17 protein-coding genes and 1 pseudogene are annotated in these 17870 nt (G+C 46.3%); 2 read left to right on the forward strand and 16 right to left on the reverse strand.

Annotated features, from left to right (window positions below):
* Positions 1-85: 85 nt before the first annotated feature.
* On the forward strand, positions 86-934 hold the full coding sequence (locus CK1_RS08970) for an AraC family transcriptional regulator (RefSeq protein WP_118368604.1): 849 nt from the start codon (positions 86-88) through the stop codon (positions 932-934).
* A gap of 615 nt (positions 935-1549) precedes the next feature.
* On the opposite strand, the gene recQ is transcribed toward CK1_RS08970, so the two are convergent.
* Positions 1550-3379 (reverse strand): DNA helicase RecQ, encoded by a 1830-nt coding sequence (recQ, locus tag CK1_RS08975; protein WP_015525942.1) that lies wholly within the window; start codon positions 3377-3379, stop codon positions 1550-1552.
* Between the two features lie 282 nt (positions 3380-3661).
* Between recQ and CK1_RS08980 the strand changes: the two genes are divergently transcribed.
* Positions 3662-4975, forward strand: a complete 1314-nt coding sequence (locus CK1_RS08980; RefSeq protein ID WP_306288853.1) for a hypothetical protein — start codon at positions 3662-3664, stop codon at positions 4973-4975.
* Positions 4976-5078: 103 nt separating this feature from the next.
* Here CK1_RS08980 and CK1_RS08985 read toward each other — a convergent pair whose 3' ends face one another.
* The 15 genes and pseudogenes from CK1_RS08985 to CK1_RS09055 form a co-directional block, all read right to left on the reverse strand.
* Positions 5079-6305 carry a cob(I)yrinic acid a,c-diamide adenosyltransferase gene (locus CK1_RS08985; RefSeq protein WP_015525944.1) on the reverse strand — a complete coding sequence of 409 codons (1227 nt, stop codon included), beginning with the start codon at positions 6303-6305 and terminating at the stop codon, positions 5079-5081.
* A 487-nt stretch (positions 6306-6792) separates the two neighbouring features.
* Positions 6793-7944: a 1-propanol dehydrogenase PduQ gene (locus CK1_RS08990; RefSeq protein ID WP_015525945.1), complete on the reverse strand. Its 1152-nt coding sequence runs from the start codon at positions 7942-7944 to the stop codon at positions 6793-6795.
* A gap of 136 nt (positions 7945-8080) precedes the next feature.
* Positions 8081-8844: pseudogene (locus CK1_RS08995) on the reverse strand (DeoR/GlpR family DNA-binding transcription regulator).
* A gap of 72 nt (positions 8845-8916) precedes the next feature.
* Positions 8917-9465, reverse strand: coding sequence for a BMC domain-containing protein (locus CK1_RS09000; protein WP_015525948.1), 549 nt, complete (start codon positions 9463-9465; stop codon positions 8917-8919).
* A 16-nt stretch (positions 9466-9481) separates the two neighbouring features.
* On the reverse strand, positions 9482-10810 hold the full coding sequence (locus CK1_RS09005) for a 4Fe-4S dicluster domain-containing protein (protein WP_015525949.1): 1329 nt from the start codon (positions 10808-10810) through the stop codon (positions 9482-9484).
* A 4-nt stretch (positions 10811-10814) separates the two neighbouring features.
* Positions 10815-11081, reverse strand: a complete 267-nt coding sequence (locus CK1_RS09010) for a EutN/CcmL family microcompartment protein (RefSeq protein ID WP_015525950.1) — start codon at positions 11079-11081, stop codon at positions 10815-10817.
* Positions 11082-11149: 68 nt separating this feature from the next.
* On the reverse strand, positions 11150-11773 hold the full coding sequence (gene pduL / locus CK1_RS09015) for a phosphate propanoyltransferase (RefSeq protein WP_021651542.1): 624 nt from the start codon (positions 11771-11773) through the stop codon (positions 11150-11152).
* Positions 11774-11899: 126 nt separating this feature from the next.
* A complete protein-coding gene (locus CK1_RS09020) occupies positions 11900-12178 on the reverse strand; it encodes a BMC domain-containing protein (RefSeq protein WP_005427721.1) in 279 nt (92 codons plus the stop codon).
* 72 nt (positions 12179-12250) lie between these two features.
* Positions 12251-12592, reverse strand: a complete 342-nt coding sequence (locus CK1_RS09025; RefSeq protein ID WP_015525951.1) for a BMC domain-containing protein — start codon at positions 12590-12592, stop codon at positions 12251-12253.
* A 43-nt stretch (positions 12593-12635) separates the two neighbouring features.
* Positions 12636-12911, reverse strand: coding sequence for a propanediol utilization microcompartment protein PduA (gene pduA, locus CK1_RS09030; RefSeq protein ID WP_015525952.1), 276 nt, complete (start codon positions 12909-12911; stop codon positions 12636-12638).
* An 84-nt stretch (positions 12912-12995) separates the two neighbouring features.
* Positions 12996-13310, reverse strand: a complete 315-nt coding sequence (locus CK1_RS09035) for a BMC domain-containing protein (protein WP_015525953.1) — start codon at positions 13308-13310, stop codon at positions 12996-12998.
* Positions 13311-13334: 24 nt separating this feature from the next.
* Positions 13335-14567: a zinc-binding dehydrogenase gene (locus CK1_RS09040; RefSeq protein WP_015525954.1), complete on the reverse strand. Its 1233-nt coding sequence runs from the start codon at positions 14565-14567 to the stop codon at positions 13335-13337.
* 18 nt (positions 14568-14585) lie between these two features.
* Positions 14586-15974, reverse strand: coding sequence for an aldehyde dehydrogenase family protein (locus CK1_RS09045; RefSeq protein ID WP_015525955.1), 1389 nt, complete (start codon positions 15972-15974; stop codon positions 14586-14588).
* Between the two features lie 30 nt (positions 15975-16004).
* Entirely contained in the window at positions 16005-16886 is an 882-nt protein-coding gene (locus CK1_RS09050; protein WP_015525956.1) for a class II aldolase/adducin family protein, read from the reverse strand.
* 185 nt (positions 16887-17071) lie between these two features.
* Complete coding sequence (locus tag CK1_RS09055) at positions 17072-17863, reverse strand: glycyl-radical enzyme activating protein (protein ID WP_015525957.1); 792 nt, start codon at positions 17861-17863, stop codon at positions 17072-17074.
* Positions 17864-17870: the final 7 nt, after the last annotated feature.

Genomic DNA, 17870 nt, shown 5'->3' on the forward strand with positions numbered 1-17870 from the left:
ATAATAGCAAAAAACAGTACAATATTCACTTTTTCATATGAGTTCCTAAAAAAACTATAAAAATTTAAGAAAGAAGGGTTGTATTTTGCACGATCTTGGAAGAAATGAGGACAGACTTCGAGGTACCTATGAATTTCCTTTTGAATTCCACCACATTGACAGCAGCCATCCACGCTATGTCATGTCCTACCACTGGCATGTAGAATGTGAAATCATGCGTGTATTACAGGGCACTCTCACCGTCACTTTAGACGAAAAAAGTTTTACAGCAAAAGCCGGAGATGTGATTTTTGTCAATAGTGGAGTTCTGCATTCCGGAATTCCTCAGGATTGTATCTATCAGTGCATTGTTTTTGATATGAACATGTTTCTGAAATTTAATTCCATCTGCACAGAATATATGCAGAAGATCAGCCACCAGGAGCTTCTGATCTATCACCATTTCACTGAAAAGCAGCCTGATATCCAGAGAGCAGTGAACTCTCTTTTTGATTCTTTCTGGCAGAGAAAGCCAGGATATGAGCTGGTTGTGTTTGGACAATTTTACCACTTTTTCGGATTGGTTTTTGGTAATCATTACTACCTGGAAAGCCTGCGGAAAACCAGACGAGATTACAAGCGCATTGTCCAGCTGAAGCAGGTCGTGGAATTTATTGAAAAGAACTATGCCAGCCCCATTACCCTGCAGGAGCTATCCGCTTCGGTTTCCATGTCTCCCAAATATTTCTGCCGGTTCTTTTCCGAGATGACGCATCAGACACCAATGGATTACCTCAACCGCCAGAGGATCGAGCAGGCCTGCTGCCAGCTGGCTACCACCGATGATTCCATCACGGAGATTGCCTATCGGAATGGCTTTAATGATCTGAGCTACTTTATCCGTACCTTCAAAAAGTACAAGGGGATCACCCCCGGCAAATATAAAAGACGCTGAAATATTTTTCCACGTCTTAATGGCACATACCAGAGTATTACATGACAAAAAGCAGGATTTCGCACATATTGCGGATATCCTGCTTTTTGAGGAATTGGGCTGTTTTATGTAAATACAGCTTTTTCGGCCTGGCGGAGAACAGTCATGCCGGAACGGATTCCCGTTTTGCAGACGGGCTATGTTCATGTCTTTATGAATACATGCTACTCTTCTGTATGAGAAAAAAAGCCGGCAGGGCAGATTTTCTGCATGAAAAAGCCGACGCAGATCGTGAAGGAGCCTGATCTCTGTTCACGCAGTGACCAGCACCAGATTATGTCTTAATTGAAAGCGGATACGATCATCCACCTCACTGCTTGCTTCTGACCAACGGATATCTCACACAGTCGGTCCATCTACTCGAAGGGATTCCACTGCTGCATAGAACTCTGCTTGCGAAATGCCTGTACGCTGCACCGGAACGTGCAGCAGAAATATGATACAGTTAAAAACGATCCGGCCGCATTATAGCCGCCGGATGTTTCCTGCTTGTCTTATTCTAACAAATGCCTCTTTAAAATGCAAGAAATTTCAGAACATTTCGCTCTTCATTTTCCGACGGCAAAAGTCTATTTCCTACAGATTTTTCACCGCGTCTATAAACCTTTTTCCGTATTTTTCGTACTTGTGCCTGCCGACTCCTGTCACATTCAGCATTTCCTCCTCGTTTCCGGGCTTCAGAATGCACATATGGATAAGGGTTTTGTCGGAAAAGACCATATAAGGGGGGATTTTTTCCTCTCTGGCGATCTCCAGGCGAAGAGCACGGAGCTTCTGAAAAAGAGGCTCATCCTGTTCTCCCAGCTCCCCGACTGCAGATTTCGGAAGTCTGCTCCGTTTCTCTTTTTTCTTCGTCTCCAGCTCTTTTGACATTTTCATTGTGAGGATATGCGCCTCCTCCAGAAGTGACCTGGAAGCGGCGGTCAGCTTCACAATCGTATATCCGTCATCCGTCAGATGAAGATATTCCTTCAGTACCAGATAATTAAAGATCTGCCGCAGCCGGTGTGCCGGAATCTTTGCACAGACTCCATATTCCGGATTTCCATCCATCTCATACTGCCGGATCTTCGCCGTAGATGCACCACGCAGAGTATCCAGGATCACGGTCACCCCGTATCTCTGACCACTGCTTTCCACGCACCGGATCATTGCCCTGGCCTCCCGGCTCACATCCTGCTCTTCAAACTCGGTCTGGCAGTTCAGGCAGTTTCCGCAGTAGCTTTTTCCGTATTCCCCAAAATATTTCAGGATGTACTCACGCAGACAATCATGGGTAAAGCAGTAAAAGGTCATCTGCTTCAGCCTCTCCTGATCACGCTCCCGGACAAGGCGCCAGGCTGCCGCTTCCATTTCCTGGTTATCCTGTCCTCTCTCGATAAGATACTGATTGGTAACCACATCCTTCCCGCTGTAAAGCAGGATACATTCCGCAGGATCGCCGTCACGGCCCGCACGGCCTGCTTCCTGATAATAGCCTTCCATGTTCTTCGGCATATTATAATGAATGACATAACGCACATCGGACTTGTCGATTCCCATTCCAAATGCATTGGTGGCTACCATCACACGACAGCGGTCATAAATAAAATCATCCTGATTGTTCCGGCGTTCCTCATCGGAAAGTCCTGCATGATATCTGGTGGCCGTGATGCCGTCACGGATCAGCTTTCCGCAGACCTCCTCCACCAGCTTTCTGGTGAGACAGTAGATGATTCCACTGTCGTCCGGATGCTCCAGTATGTAATCGTGTACTTCCTTATATTTATCTTTCGGTGTTTTCACTGCAAAATAAAGGTTTTCCCGGTCAAATCCTGTGGTTGTGCAAAAGGGATCCTGAAGCCCCAGAAGTCTTGCAATATCCTCCCTGACCTCCTTCGTAGCTGTAGCTGTAAATGCACCGATCACCGGTCTTTTTGGAAGCTGTGCCACAAACTCTGCGATCTTCAGATAGCTTGGCCGAAAATCCTGTCCCCACTGTGATACACAGTGTGACTCATCCACTGCGATCATGGAAATATCCGCGCTCAGCGCAAAATCCAGAAACGCCTCTGTGGTAAGCCTCTCCGGTGCTACATAGATGATCGGATATCGTCCTGCCTTTGCATAGCGCAAGGCTGTGAAATACTGCCCCTGCGTCAGAGAGCTGTTGAGGTATGCTGCTGAGATACCGACCTGGTTCAGGCTTCTCACCTGATCCTTCATAAGGGAGATCAACGGTGATATTACCAGTGTGATCCCCTTCATCATCAGTGCCGGTACCTGATAGCAGATGGATTTTCCTGCGCCGGTTGGCATCACTGCCAGAACATCTTTTCCTGCAAGAAGCGCATCGATCACCGCTTCCTGCCCTTCTCTGAATGTATCATACCCGAAATGGGTCTTTAAAAGTTCCTGTTTCGTCATAAATCGACATGATCCTTTCTGTTACGTTCCCACCGGAACTGTAACGCTTCTCTTTTTCATTGTCGAATCGCTGCTGTTTTCCGAATATTTTATTTTAACATATTTACAGATAAATTGCCAATTGATACAAAAAAATCACAAAGCACTTCCTCCCTGGTTTCCTGTTATAATGATATAAGAGAAAGAGTCTGTTTATACTGTTCCGCAGCAGAGGACCATGAATTCATGGAGTACCCGGGCCTCTGTTCAGTAACAGCCGGTATGCTCATAAAAAAGGAGGGTTTGTTATGTGTAAAAGAAAATAAAAACCATCGAAACAATTTTTTCCTGATTCTTTTTTCCTTTATTGTGCTCCTGCTTCCCCAGGATGCTCACGCCAGAGTCCGGGTCGTGACCAAAGGAACCACTTCCACTATCCGTGATACCGACGGTGTGATCGAAGATGAGTCTTCAGACATTAATTTCCCGATCAACATCAAAAATGCAAACTGCCAAAAACGGATCTATGCCGTGACAGTCCGTGTAAGCTTTTATTCACCCAAGGGAGTCATCCCAAAAAGCACCACATTTTCCATCGATGGGATCAATGTGGTTAAGCTGAGCACTTCAAATTATACACCGCTGGCATACAAGGAGACTTTTTTCACCTACGATGATAACCTGGAGGATGGCTACCTGGAGTTCGATTTCGGCAATAAAAAATGTCCAATACCGGTAGACTGTGACTATGAGGTTACCATCAAACAGGCAGTGCCTGAAATTTTTATCACCAACAACAATTATCTGAACCAGAACATCCGAACCGGAAAAACCACTTCCATCGGAATCGAGATTTCTGATCCCTATGTAAAAACCATCAGCAAATCAAAATTCAAGGTTACTTCTTCCAACAGCTCTGTTCTCAAGGTACAAAGCATCACTCAGGATTCCAAAAAACGCAGCCGTTTCACAGTCACCCTGAAGGCTCTCAAAGCCGGATCCGCAAAGATCACTTTATCCTACCCAAAGGCCACAGCCTATAAGCTGACCGGAAAAGTAACCTCGCCTTCAAAAACCGTAGCAACCTTCCGTGCTTCCAAAACTACACTCAAGGTTGGCTCCAAGGTCAGCATGCGTTCCCTTATCAATCTGAAGGGCGGTACCAGTCTGACCATCAAAAATGCAAAATCCAGCAAGCCTTCCGTACTTGCCATTTCCGGAAACTATCTTGTCCCAAAGAAAAAAGGGTCAGCCACGGTTACCGCAAATTTAAACGGTGTCAATCGTAAGATCACTATTACCGTATCCGCACCGGCCGCCAAACCTACCGTCAAAAATCTGAAGATCCGTGTTGCCGGTATCAAGTATGGTCCCAATGACATGAAGACCTATTATACCTTAAAGTTCACCAATACTTCTGCGAAAACCATCACCACCGCAAAAGTAAAGATCACCACCGGTTCCGGTATCTATGATCAGATGTACTGGACCAAGAATCTAACACTGAACCTGAAGCCCGGAAAATCCATGACAAAAACCTATTTCATCCAGAACATGGTCCAGGCGCCAGAAAAAAGTGATATTTCCGTTAAATGTCTGAAGATTAGCTGGAAGTAAATAATTCAAAAGGGACGTGCCGCAGTATTGATTTAAAAATCATCACTGCAACACGTCCCTTTTATTTATTCTCTCTGAGCTGTCTATACGTTTTGTTTTTATCCTACAGTACCTCATTCAGTACCTGCAGTCCATACTCTGCAAGGCTGTTATCCTCTTCGCCGGTACCACCGCTGATACCGAGACCGCCGATGATGGTGTCTCCAACCTTCAGGGGTACACCGCCTCCGAATATCACAATATTGTCACTCATTTTTCCAAGGCCATAAAATGTCTGACCCGGCTGTGTCAGTCTGGAAAGCTCCATGGTGGACATCTTCACTGCCACAGATGTATATGCCTTTTTTACGGCCATATCAAAGCTTACAAGAAAAGATCCATCCATCACATGAACCGCAACCGGATTTCCATCCGGGCTGCATACCGCAATTACAGAAGGCCTGTTTCTTCTCAAAGCTTCCTGCTCGATCTTCTCGATAAGCCTCTTGGCAGAATCCAATGTGATACGACCCTGGATACCCATACGCTTCAGCACTTCCTGGATCATCGCCGTGTTTGCTGCCATACTGTCATTCTGTGCCATTGCCGTATTTCCTCCCACTGCTGTCGTCACAGTCCCATTCTGCACATCAAAAGCCTGTACATCCCTTTTCTGCACCATCTGCGAATCCTGTGCTCTTACATCCACCGCCGATGTACCCGCTGCAACATCCGCACTACTTCCAACAGTTCCTACAGCCTCTACCCCAACATTAGCTACAATCCCAGCAGTTTCTGCTTTCACAGATTTCTGAACACTTTCAGAAATATCTGTCTTCTTCTCTTCAATCTTCGCAACATCCACATACCTTGCCAGCACATAAAAATAATCTGACAGACGGTTCATATATTTCTTGGCTCCGGTATCCGATCCAAACTTCACACTGACCAGCGCAAGCTCTCTCTCAGCCCTCCGCGCCACAGCTCTTGTCACATCGATCTCAGCCGCAACTCGGGAATCCCCCGGAAGAATCGGAAGCCTCTCTCCGGAAAAAATCTCTTTCATCCGGCCAATCTCCTCCTCCAGAAGCTCCGTCCGGTCTTCACTGACCTTAAACTCCCGATTATAAGGATCAGAAACCCCATCTATGATCTTCTTCAAAGTCTCCGAGATCTTCTCCAGCATCCGGACAACATCCACATCATCAATCAGAACCCGCACAAGCCCAATATGACTCATCAGCTCCTCAACTGACCCCATCAGACAAATCCGATCATCCGACTTTGAAACATTCTTCGTATGGGAAAGATCCGTCATCCCCTTATCACCATACCCGGTATAAACCTCCATCCCAGCTCAACCTCCCAGCAACTCCTGATAAATAATCCACCCATATCAGACCAATTTTACAATCCTCGAAATGCTACGCATACCACACATACGTAAACACACACCACAATCATCCCGGCAAACCAGGCGCAGTGTCCACAAACGCGTCCACGTATTCCACGCAAACGTAACACACACCACAACCATCCCGGCAAACTAGGCGCAGTGTCCACAAACGCGCCCACGTATTCCACGCAAACGTAACACACCACAACCATCCCAGCAAACCAAGCGCGGCGTTCACAAACGCGCCAGCCCCTGCCAACAACGTCACACATCCAAAGCGCCCACGGCGCCCCATCGGCACAACGTTCAACCCGGAACAACCGCAGCATACAGGCACAAGTCAATACCCTTCCGCCCGCCACAGTCAAGCACTCTAAAAAAAGCCCGAGGGGTGTGCAGAGGGGCCGCGGCTTTGCGGCCCCTTTGCGGTTTTACTGTCTTTTTAAAAAGACCAAAGTTTAGTATAAATCTTAATAATATCCTCTTTCTTCGGTACACGCGGATTTGCCGCTGTGCAGGCATCCGCAAGTGCCATATCCGCCATCTTATCAACCGCCGCAAAATAAGCATCCGGTGTGATCGTCTTCATCTCTTCAATGGTAAGCGGGATATTCATCTCTTTCTGCATAAACTGAATCCAGTTTACAAGAGATCTTACGCTCATAACTTCGTTATAATTGCTCAGTCCAAGAAGATGTGCAATATTGGAATATCTCTTTACTGCCGGAAGATATTCTTTCTGGCTTCTGCTGCGTTTGTTGATATTTGCATTATATTCAACAATATGCGGCAACAGCATCGCATTAGCTCTTCCGTGAGGAATATGGAAAATAGCACCCAGCTGATGAGCCATACTGTGAGTAATTCCAAGACCTGCTGCATTGAAGGAAAGTCCTGCCAGACAGGACGCTACATGCATCTTCTGTCTTGCATGCATATCATTACCGTCAACATATGCACGATAAAGATATACGCCACAGATCTCGATTGCTTTCTCTGCAAGTGCAGATGTAAACTCATTATGGTTGATGCTGACATAAGACTCAATTGCATGAGTCAGAACATCCATACCCGTATCTGCTGTAATCGCAGGCGGAACACTGCGTACAAGCTCCGCATCCAGAATTGCCTCATCAGCGGTCAGGCTGTCTGAGATCAGCGGATACTTCACATGTGCTTCTGTATCATTTACAACTGCAAAAGAAGTAACCTCGGAACCGGTACCACTTGTTGTAGGAATGGCAACCAGTCCGACTTTTCCGTAATTATTGATCTTCAGGGCAAACTCACGGATTGCCTTGGAAGAGTCGATGGCAGAACCACCACCTACTGCAACAATAGCTTCCGGCTGATACTGAAGGAATTTCTTAACTCCTTCGGCAATTTTTCCAACCGGTGCATCCGGAACAACATCACAGAAAATATCAAATTCTTTTCCACCTGCCTGAAGCGGTTTTGTGATCATATCGATCATTCCGCTTTTTACAACAAACGGGTCTGTGATAACAAGGACTCTTTTGTATGGAATATCTCTCAGTCTTCCCAGGGCATCAGCTCCAAAATGGATGGCTGTTTTCATTTCAAATGTATTCATAGAAACTGCTCCCTCTCGTCAAACCGAAACACAGTTCTCTTTTGTCTGTCTGTGTTCGGATAAAGTAAAGCGGATCTCCGCATTCCGCATACACTGCATGCTCATGAACATAATCGTTTCACAATATATGTTCCGTCTATTTCGGGTAGATGCATTCGATCTTATGCCTGTTGAAATGATCCAACCACTTTTCAGACGGTTTTTTGTCTGTGATGATCGTCTCGATATCCCGCAGCTGTCCTGCCACGGAAAAAGCAGTCTGATCAAATTTCGTGCTGTCTACCACCAGAATACGCATTTTTCCGGAATTGATCATGGCTTTTTGGTTGTTCCAAAGGCTTCTTTAGATTCCATGATCCCCATATCCTCGTTTAATGCCTTACAGGAAAAGATCACCTTGTCCACATAATAAGAACGGATCACTTCCTCGGTCCTGGCACCAAGAAATGCAAGATATCCTTCCTTCATCACTCCACCGGTGGAAATAATATTCCAGCCGGATACATCCGAGAGCTCCAGAAGGATCTCCATAGAATTGGTAACAACGGTAAGACGTTCCTTTTCTTTCAGAGCCTTGGCTACAAAAACTGCCGTTGTGCTGGCATCCAGAAAAATGTGATCTCCGTCATTCACCATGGAAGCAGCAATCTCCGCCATTTTCTGCTTTCCCTGTACATTCTGGTTTTTACGAACATTAAATGGTAAATCAATACCGACATCTTCGTTGATCACCGCACCGCCATAACTCTTTGTGGCAAGTCCCTCTTTTTCCAGCTTGTCCAGATCACGGCGGATGGTTTCTTCTGAGACACTGTAAAGCTGGCTTAGTTCACTTACAACAACCCTTTTCTCTTCCTGTAATTTCTCGAGAATCAGATTTCTTCTTTCTAATGCTAGCATAAGATGCCTCCTTTTCAGATGTCATTGCAGGGATACCCTTCAAAAGGATATCCCTCAGATATAAAGACAATATTAAAGGATCGTATCGATCATTCTCTTGTCCGGATGAGCGATCACTGAGGAATCCATGTACATTCCTTTTTCAGCTACCAGCTCTTTTGCTCTTTCGATAGAAGCCTCCACTGCAGAAACCTCGCCGGTAAGAAGCATGTATGATTTACCGCACATACCCTTGGCGATACGAAGCTCGATCAGATCAACGATAGCTGTCTTAGCTGCCTGATCTGCCGCCTCGATGATAGATGCTGCATCATAGGTCTCAAGAATTCCCAGGGCACTGATCTCCTCGACCTGTGTGGTTCCGTAGATTGCCGGGAAAATGGACTCATGTGGATTGCCCAGTACAAAACTGTCAATACATTTGTCCTCGTATGTTGTTACAGCTGTGTCTACAGCAGCTTTTACTGCGCTTAAATCTCCGGTGATAATTGCAATATATTTTCCCGGACATACTGTCTGCGCCTCCACGATCTCTACTTCAGATGTCTTAACCATGGCATCTGCTGCAGTGATACCAGCTGGTGTGGTTTTAAACTCAATCATTCCGATTGCTCTACTCATTTTGTGCACGTCCTTTCTAATTTCTTGCAATTACAACATGGCGGTCTGTCACTTCTGTAACCTTACCGCTGATGGTTGCATGGATTCCGACACTTAATCCCTGTGCAGGCTGTGCGATCATCTGGCCTTCTGTTACCATATCGCCTACATTTACGATTGCCTGTGCCGGTGCACCGATATGCTGGCTTAAGAGAACCTTTACCTTCGATACGTTTACAAGTTCTTCCTGAAGCGGTGCATCCTTGTCATATTTGGTAAGTCCCAGACGTGCCATCAGACGCTCCTCAGGAACCTTGCGGTATTCTCTGGACTCCTGAACCGGCTTCGGCTGAACACCCTGAGGTGGTCTGATCCCTGCCTTACGAAGTCCGCCCTTCATATCTGCAAGCAGTGTTCTCGGAGCCAGGCTCTGCGGACACGCATACATCTCGCAGACACCACAGGAGCTGCAGAATGCAGAATTGATATAAGGATTTACATTTCTGAAATCCTGATTGGATGCTGCCATCATGAACATTGCCGGATCGATCGGGTGTCCCAGATTATGTCTCGGGCAAAGATCTGTACATGTATGGCAGTGGCAGCAGATCGATGCTGCTCTCTTCAGATCTATAGAAGAAGTCCGCTGCTTCTTCATGACAATAACATGGTCCTTTGGAAGAACCAGGATTGCATTCGTTGTTTTTGTAACCGGGTCTGAACCATTTCCGATACGTCCCATCATCGGGCCGCCAACGAAATATACAGGATCCTTTACAGTTGTACCGCCTGCCTGGGCAACAACCTCTTCCAGTGTACATCCCAACGGAACCTTCACTGTAACAGGGTTCTCAACCTCAGCAACAACGGAAACATATTTACATGTGACCGGTTTATGTTCTTCTACCGCGCGGTATACATTGTAGAGAGTCTCTACATTAAATACGGCTACTCCCTGCTCGATCGGCAGTCCTCCGGGCCGTACCACACGTCCGGTTGCCTCATAAATAAGAACAACCTCATCACCCATCGGATAAACCTCATCCAGAAGATGGATCTTAACCCTCGGGAATTCTTCAATATGCTGATTTAAAGCATTGATCGTCTGTACATAAGACTTTTTGATTCCGATAATGGCCTGTGAAGCTCCTACCGTCTCCGCAACCATATCGAATGTTTTCATGATCTCGTATGCGTGCTTCTCCAACAACTGTCTGTGAAGTTTCAGTAATGGTTCGCACTCTGCACAGTTCATAAGAATGGTATCCGCTTTGTCTGTCAGCTTCATGTATGTAGGGAAACCTGCTCCACCTGCTCCGACAACACCATTCTCCTGCATAATTTTCTGTAATTCTTTGATATCCATGGCGTTACTCCAATCCTGCACCGTCATCTACGATTCCGACGATTGCGGCATCTACCGGTGCTGTTTCTACGCCGCAGCCAATTCTTGCTGCGCTTCCTTGTGCCACCAATACATATTCGCCGATTCCCGCACCGATGATATCGATGGCAACAATCTGGCTGTGCTCGGCTTTCATATGATGCACCGGCTCCACGATCATGAATTTATTTCCTATCAGTTTTTCACTTTTTCGTGTGGAAACAATACTTCCAACTACTTTGCCTACGATCATATGAGCCTCCGTTTTTCTCTATATCCTCTGCTGGGGATGCCGGAAACGGCATCCCCGAAGGAGGAATATTATTTGATTATGGTAACTGTATTGCCTGTGGCAATTCTTGCTGCATTTGCTTCATCTGTATCAATATGCATTTCCAGTGTAAAGCTGTCATCAACACGGATCTTAACCTGATTAAAGATCGTTCCACGCTCATTGTCAGCTTTAACGGAAACAACATCACCATCATGTACACCCGCAGCCTGGGCATCCTTCGGAGCCATGTGGATGTGACGCATAGCCACAATACATCCCTCTTTCAGATAAATGGCACCTTTCGGTCCAACGATGGCGATCGGTGCACTTCCTGCAAGATCACCGGACATACGTACCGGAACCTTCATTCCCAGCTTGATCGCATCTGTTGCGGAAACCTCAACCTGTGATTTACTGCGGACAGGTCCGAGGATCCTTACATTCTCGATCGCACGGAGCTTCAGTCCCACAATGGTAACTGTTTCGTTGGATGCAAACTGTCCGCCCATCAGATCCTTTTTCTTTGTGAGCTGATAGCCTTCTCCGAACAGCGCCTCCACATGCTCCTGTGTCAGGTGAATATGTCTTGCGGAAACTCCGATAGGTACAACAAAACCATTGCCCTTGTCTTCGTTTTTGTTGATCGCATCGATCACCATTTTTGTGATCATTTCAATATTATTCGTTTCCAAGAGTACACCTGCTTTCTTTCGGTCTCATAACTGAAAACTGAAAAGCACCGGCCAGAAGCCTTAATGGCCCTTCGGCCGGTGCGTATCAGTAAGAATCAGTTGAAATTATTTAAGAACCGGAAGGATTTTCTCAACATCTGTATGAGGTCTCGGGATTACGTGTGTAGCTACAAGCTCTCCAAGTCTGGATGCTGCTGCGCTTCCGCTCTCTACTGCAGATTTAACTGCTCCTACATCTCCACGAACCATAACTGTTACAAGACCGGAACCGATCTTCTCTGTTCCTACCAGAGCAACGTTAGCTGCTTTACACATCTGGTCAGCTGCCTCGATAGCTGCTGTAAGTCCTCTTGTCTCAACCATTCCTAATGCTTCCTGTGTCATGATCATATCCTCCTTGTGGATTATAAATGCTTTATTTGTTCTGTTTACTTCTGACTATTTTGGTGCAGCAGCTTATTTTTTGCTGCTGTTTTTGCTTTCCAGTGCTTCTTCCGGATCTTCTTGCTGTTTCTTTTTCCACCGGCTTGCACTCAGCTCAACCAGTTTGACGATTTCCTCGTGGGGATTGGCAATTACCGCATAGCTGGCAGGCTTCTTGATAGCCTGTTCTACTGCTGCATTGACAGCTGCTGTAACTGCTGATACATCGCCTTGTACGATCAGGGTCACCAGTCGTCCGCCCAGCTTACGCTCCCATGACGCCAGCTCAACGTCTGCCGTTTTGCACATGATGTCCAGGGCATTGATCGCCGCAACTACACCAGTGATTTCTATAAATCCATATGATTTTCCCATGAGCGAACTCCTTAACTAATTTCTATTCCTCTCAAAGCCTGAATCAGAGCTTTGGAAGGATTTTCTCTACGTCTGTATGAGGTCTCGGGATTACGTGTGTAGCTACGAGCTCTCCAAGTCTGGATGCTGCTGCGCTTCCGCTCTCTACTGCTGCTTTTACAGCGCCTACGTCTCCACGAACCATAACAGTTACAAGACCGGAACCGATCTTCTCTGTTCCTACAAGTGCAACCTCTGCTGCTTTTGTCATTGCATCTGCTGCCTCGATTGCCGCTGTGAGGCCTCTTGTCTCAACCATTCCTAATGCTTCCTGTGCCATGATTCTATCCTCCTGAATCTTATCTTCGTTACATTTTATCATATATGATTCCGCCACTTTTGTAAAGTGAACTTCGGAATCCTCTTAATCTTTATCCAGGGCGCTGATTTTCAGCATTTTCTGTGTACCTGGTTCCGGGTTGGGGATTATGTAATGCTGTACCACGCCTGTCATGCTCTCTGCGACTTTCATGCCGGCTTCTACCGCTGCCGTGACATCTGACACGCTTCCGCGGTACTTGATGCAGACAAGAAGCGGTACTGGCAGGCTGTCCGCATTCGCCGGTTTATTCTTATCGAATACCTCCAGGTGGACATTTGCAGCCTTGCACCCGGCGTCAGCTGCCACAAAGGCTGTTGCAAGTCCGAAGACCTCAAGAATTCCTACAGCTTCTGCCATGTTGCTTCTCCTTTCCCGTTAAGGTTATTTATTAACAATCGCGATCTTAAGACCTGTCATTGCCAGGTTTGTCTCAAGTGCCTCGTTGATCTCCTCAAGCGGGAACTTGTGTGTGATCAGCTCAGACATTGGAAGTCCGATTGCTTTTGCTCTCTTAAGGAAATCAAATGTTGTTGCATAGTCTCTGAGGTTGTATACCCAGGAACCAACAAGGTTGATCTCTTTGGAGCAGAGGTCGAAGTGCGGGTTGATGGTAGCGTCTCCACCGTTGATGAAGAAACCAAGCTCGCAAAGACCGCCGCCGTTGCGGATAAATTTGTAGATGTTGGAGTGTGCATGAGGATTTCCAGTACACTGGAAAGCGAAATCTGCAAGATGTCCGCCCTGAGCCTCTTTCACAGCCTCAGTAAGTGCCTCAATGCCCTTGAAGTTCATGAAGTTAACGGTTGTGTTTGCTCCCATTCTCTTGGCAAACTCAAGACGTTTCTCATTTCCGTCTACTGCACAGATATTATGAACGCCCATTGTATGGAGAACTGCGATGCAGATAAGACCGATCGGTCCGCAACCCTGAACAACAACTCTGCTGTTGAATTTCAGGATTCCTGTTGTTTTTGCTCTCTCTACAGCATGTACAAGTACTGCACATGGCTCGATGAGGATACGGGAATCAAGATCCAGGTCACTTACATTAAAGAATGTGGAACCGAATTTTCCGCCTCTGATGAAGATGTAATCAGCGAACCAGCCGTTGAATTTAACGTCGTCATCCGGAAGAAGTCCATATACGTCAGCGCCGCCTACGTTCTTCTTGTTAAGGTCGAACATTGTGATTTCCGGATCATCTTTGAAGATCATACATGTAACGATCTTGTCGCCGACTTTAACCGGTTTACCAGCTGTATCAACTTTAACGTTTTTACCCATTTTTACGATCTCACCGGTTCCCTCATGTCCGAGAACTACTGGGATAAGACCAAACGGGTCATTTTTGTACTCATGAGCATCTGTTCCGCAGACGCCGCAGCCCTCAACTTTAACGAGGATGTCGTCGTCACCAACTTCCGGAAGATCATACTCCTGAAGCTCAAAATGTTTCTTCTCTGTCATCATTGCTACTCTTGCTTTTTTTGGAATTGTGTTTCCTGCCGGAGCAGCCGGAGCGCTTGTTGCAGCAGCTGCTGCAGGAGCGTTTCCTGTCATGCCGGAGAGAACCTGTTTAACGATTTCTTCGATATTTACATTGTTCATATCCATTGTTTCTGTTCCTCCTGATTAACGAATGCAAAGGCTGTCTGTCATTACGCAGCGTCTTCTCTTTGTGAATGTGCTTGCGCTTGTAAGTCCCTCACCGGTACGGCTTGCAATTGTGAATGTACAGAAACCTTCTCCGCCAAATCCAAGTGCGGAATAGGACGGGCCGTTCTTTACAAGGATTGCGGTATCAATTGCTTTCGCATATTTTGTAATGTTATCAATATTCTTGGAATGAATATGTGCGGAATGACGGTTGCCATGCTCAAGCCATACAGCCTGCTCTACAGCATCGTCAAAATCCTTAGCTCTTACGATTCCGAGGATTGGCATCATAAGCTCTGTTGTGATGAGCGGATGTTCCTTCGGTCCTTCGAAGATAATGCAGCGGGTATTTGCCGGTGCCTGAACTCCGATCATGGAAAGAAGTGTCTTCGCGTCACGTCCTACACATTTACGGTTCAGCTTGCCACCTGCAAGTACAGTCTCAACAAGTTTGTCCTGCTCTTCCTTGGATGCAAGATAGCAGTCATTCTCTGTGATCATGTAGTGCATTAACTCATCAACTACGGAAGATACTGCAACAACTTCCTTCTCAGCGATACATGGAAGATTGTTATCGAATGTACATCCGTTTACGATATCCTGAGCTGCCTTACGGATATCAGCAGTATCATCAACCAGTGCCGGTGGGTTACCTGCTCCTGCACCGATTCCTCTCTTACCGGAGGAAAGAACTGCTGTTACAACACCAGGGCCGCCTGTTGCTGCGATCAGATGGATATCTTTATGTTTCATCATAATATTGCTGGTCTCAAGTGTTGGTTTCTCAACTGTGACAGCGATATTATCCGGGCCGCCTGATTCCAGGGAAGCCTCATTTAAAAGATTGATTGCGTAAATAGAAGTTTTAACTGCTGCCGGATGTGGGTTGAATACTACTGTATTTCCGCCTGCCAGCATACCCATTGTGTTGCAGAGAACTGTTTCACTCGGGTTAGTACATGGTGTGATCGCACCGATAACACCAAACGGTCCCATCTCGATCAGAGTCAGTCCTCTGTCTCCGGACCATGCAGTTGTTGTAATGTCTTCTGTTCCAGGTGTCTTGTCTGCTACCAGGTGATGCTTCAGGATCTTATCTCCTACATTACCCATACCAGTTTCCTCAACACCCATACGTGCCAGTACTTCCGCATTTTCTTTGATCTTCTTGCGGATGCAGGTGATGATCTTTTCTCTCTGGTCCATAGACATTGTCTTAACTACCAGCTGAGCCTTCTTGGCTGCTTCGATAGCATCATTCATATCCTTGAAAACGCCATGTTTTCCGGCCGGAGCATCTGCGATCTGCATTTTTGCCATAACTTCCTGTACAATTTCCTGTACCATATTCTCACTTATTGGCATGAGATGTCCTCCTTAATATTCCGTCAAAAATTATTTCAGGCCAAGCTGAGCCATAACCTGTTTTGTGATCTGAGCAACAAGCTCTGCGTCATTCTTTGCTGTATCTGCTGCAGGAGCTGCATCTTTATCACAATCACAGTCTTTTCCAACGAAATCATACTGATATCCTGGGAACTGTTTGTAGTCCTCGCTGTGGCATGCACCGCCGCAGTTGTGGCAGTTCTTGCCGTCTTTGTTCAGGCAGAGGCTTGCCGGATGTTTTCCAGGCATACCGAATTTACGACGGATCGCATAGAGCTTCTCGATGTTCTCTTTGTCGAATTCCTTCGGTCCGCCAAGGAGCTTGGTCTGATACAGAAGCTGTGCATAGAACTCTACAGACTCCATCTTCATATATGCAGCGTTAAGGTCTGTGCTCCATGTAAGTGCTCCGTGGTTCTCAAGAAGTACTGCATCGAAGTATGGAAGGTATTTCTCAAGGTTGTCCGGAATCTCCATTGTGGAAGGTGTGCCGTACTCAGCGATCGGAACACATCCAAGAGCGATAACTGCCTCAGGCATGATCGGCTGTGTAAGCGGGATACCTGCGATTGCGAAAGATGTAGCATAGATTGGATGAGCATGTACAACAGATCCTACGTCCGGTCTCTTCTCATATACTCTCATATGCATCTTGATCTCAGATGATGGTTTGAATCCCGGGTTAGCCTGGATCACATTACCCTTGCCATCTACTTTACAGATGAACTCTGGTGTCATGAATCCTTTGGATACACCAGTTGGTGTGCAAAGATATTCATTCTCAGCTATCTTAACAGAAAAGTTTCCGTCGTTAGCTGCAACCATGTTACGGTTGTAGATTCTCTTACCGATGTCACAAAGCTGTTTTTTGATTTCAAACTCGTTTACCATGCTTAATTTCCTCCTTGAGCATTGGATTGCACTATTTTGTTTCTGAGAACATTTTACCCCATACCACAAAATAAGTCAAGGACAATCCGTTGTTTTATGTTGGTTTCTTGTTGTATTTTGTGTTGTTTTTATTGTTTTTATATTTTCTGTTTGTAAAGGATCTTTTTTCTGTAATCCTGTATCTCTCAGCCGCCGATCTGGCAGTCCAGGCCGCATACCGCATGCACTGCATTCTTTAACATCTGCATATGTTCTACTGTAGGCGGAAGGATTCCTTCCATTAAATATGGTCTGCCAAGTCCTTCATATTTATCCTGCCCCAGTCTGTGGTACGGAAGAAGATGAATCTTGTTTACGCCCGGAAGGGATGCTGCAAATCTTGCGATCGCCTGGATCTCTTCCACAGAATCATTAAATGTGGGGATCACCGGAACGCGGATCACCAGTCTAGTTTTTCCGTAGAGCGCAACCCTTCTTGCATTCTCCAGCATCAGTCCGTTGGCCCGTCCTGTGAATTCTTTATGTTTTTCCTGATCCATATGCTTGATATCCATCAGATATACATCCAGATAGGGAAGTACCTGTTCGATCTTTTCCCATGGGGCACAGGCCATACTTTCTACCGCTGTGTTGATTCCTCTCTCCTTTGCCGCGCGAAGAAGATCTCTGGAAAAGTCCGCCTGGCACATACATTCCCCCCCGGAAAGGGTGATCCCGCCTCCGGAACGGTAATAATAGGCACGGTCTTTTTCCACCTCTTCGATCATCTCACGAACTGTCACGTCGCGGCCGATCACTTTATCTTCTCCCAGAACCTTCATGTTCTGGATCCGGTATTCCTGTGATTCCGGATTACAGCACCAGCGGCAGCGAAGAACGCAGCCCTTCAGGAACACGATGGTACGGATACCCGGTCCATCGTGTACTGAATATTTCTGAACATCAAAGATCCTGCCCTTTGTATCCAAATAGTCCATTCGTTAC

The sequence above is a fragment of the Ruminococcus sp. SR1/5 genome, from assembly GCF_000209835.1.
In the GTDB taxonomy this organism is placed as follows: Bacteria; Bacillota; Clostridia; order Lachnospirales; family Lachnospiraceae; genus Blautia_A; species Blautia_A fusiformis.

Excerpts from the sequence above, each read along its gene's own strand:
- CK1_RS09035 (WP_015525953.1), bottom strand. The coding sequence starts at position 13,310 with ATGGCAGAAGCTGTAGGAATTCTTGAGGTCTTCGGACTTGCAACAGCC.
- CK1_RS09000 (WP_015525948.1), bottom strand. The coding sequence starts at position 9,465 with ATGAGTAGAGCAATCGGAATGATTGAGTTTAAAACCACACCAGCTGGT.
- CK1_RS09020 (WP_005427721.1), bottom strand. The coding sequence starts at position 12,178 with ATGACACAGGAAGCATTAGGAATGGTTGAGACAAGAGGACTTACAGCA.
- CK1_RS08985 (WP_015525944.1), bottom strand. The coding sequence starts at position 6,305 with ATGGAGGTTTATACCGGGTATGGTGATAAGGGGATGACGGATCTTTCC.
- CK1_RS09025 (WP_015525951.1), bottom strand. The coding sequence starts at position 12,592 with ATGGGAAAATCATATGGATTTATAGAAATCACTGGTGTAGTTGCGGCG.
- CK1_RS09045 (WP_015525955.1), bottom strand. The coding sequence starts at position 15,974 with ATGCCAATAAGTGAGAATATGGTACAGGAAATTGTACAGGAAGTTATG.
- recQ (WP_015525942.1), bottom strand. The coding sequence starts at position 3,379 with ATGACGAAACAGGAACTTTTAAAGACCCATTTCGGGTATGATACATTC.
- CK1_RS09055 (WP_015525957.1), bottom strand. The coding sequence starts at position 17,863 with ATGGACTATTTGGATACAAAGGGCAGGATCTTTGATGTTCAGAAATAT.
- pduA (WP_015525952.1), bottom strand. The coding sequence starts at position 12,911 with ATGGCACAGGAAGCATTAGGAATGGTTGAGACAAGAGGCCTCACAGCG.
- CK1_RS09040 (WP_015525954.1), bottom strand. The coding sequence starts at position 14,567 with ATGGATATGAACAATGTAAATATCGAAGAAATCGTTAAACAGGTTCTC.
- CK1_RS09050 (WP_015525956.1), bottom strand. The coding sequence starts at position 16,886 with ATGGTAAACGAGTTTGAAATCAAAAAACAGCTTTGTGACATCGGTAAG.
- CK1_RS09010 (WP_015525950.1), bottom strand. The coding sequence starts at position 11,081 with ATGATCGTAGGCAAAGTAGTTGGAAGTATTGTTTCCACACGAAAAAGT.
- pduL (WP_021651542.1), bottom strand. The coding sequence starts at position 11,773 with ATGATCACAAAAATGGTGATCGATGCGATCAACAAAAACGAAGACAAG.
- CK1_RS08990 (WP_015525945.1), bottom strand. The coding sequence starts at position 7,944 with ATGAATACATTTGAAATGAAAACAGCCATCCATTTTGGAGCTGATGCC.
- CK1_RS09005 (WP_015525949.1), bottom strand. The coding sequence starts at position 10,810 with ATGGATATCAAAGAATTACAGAAAATTATGCAGGAGAATGGTGTTGTC.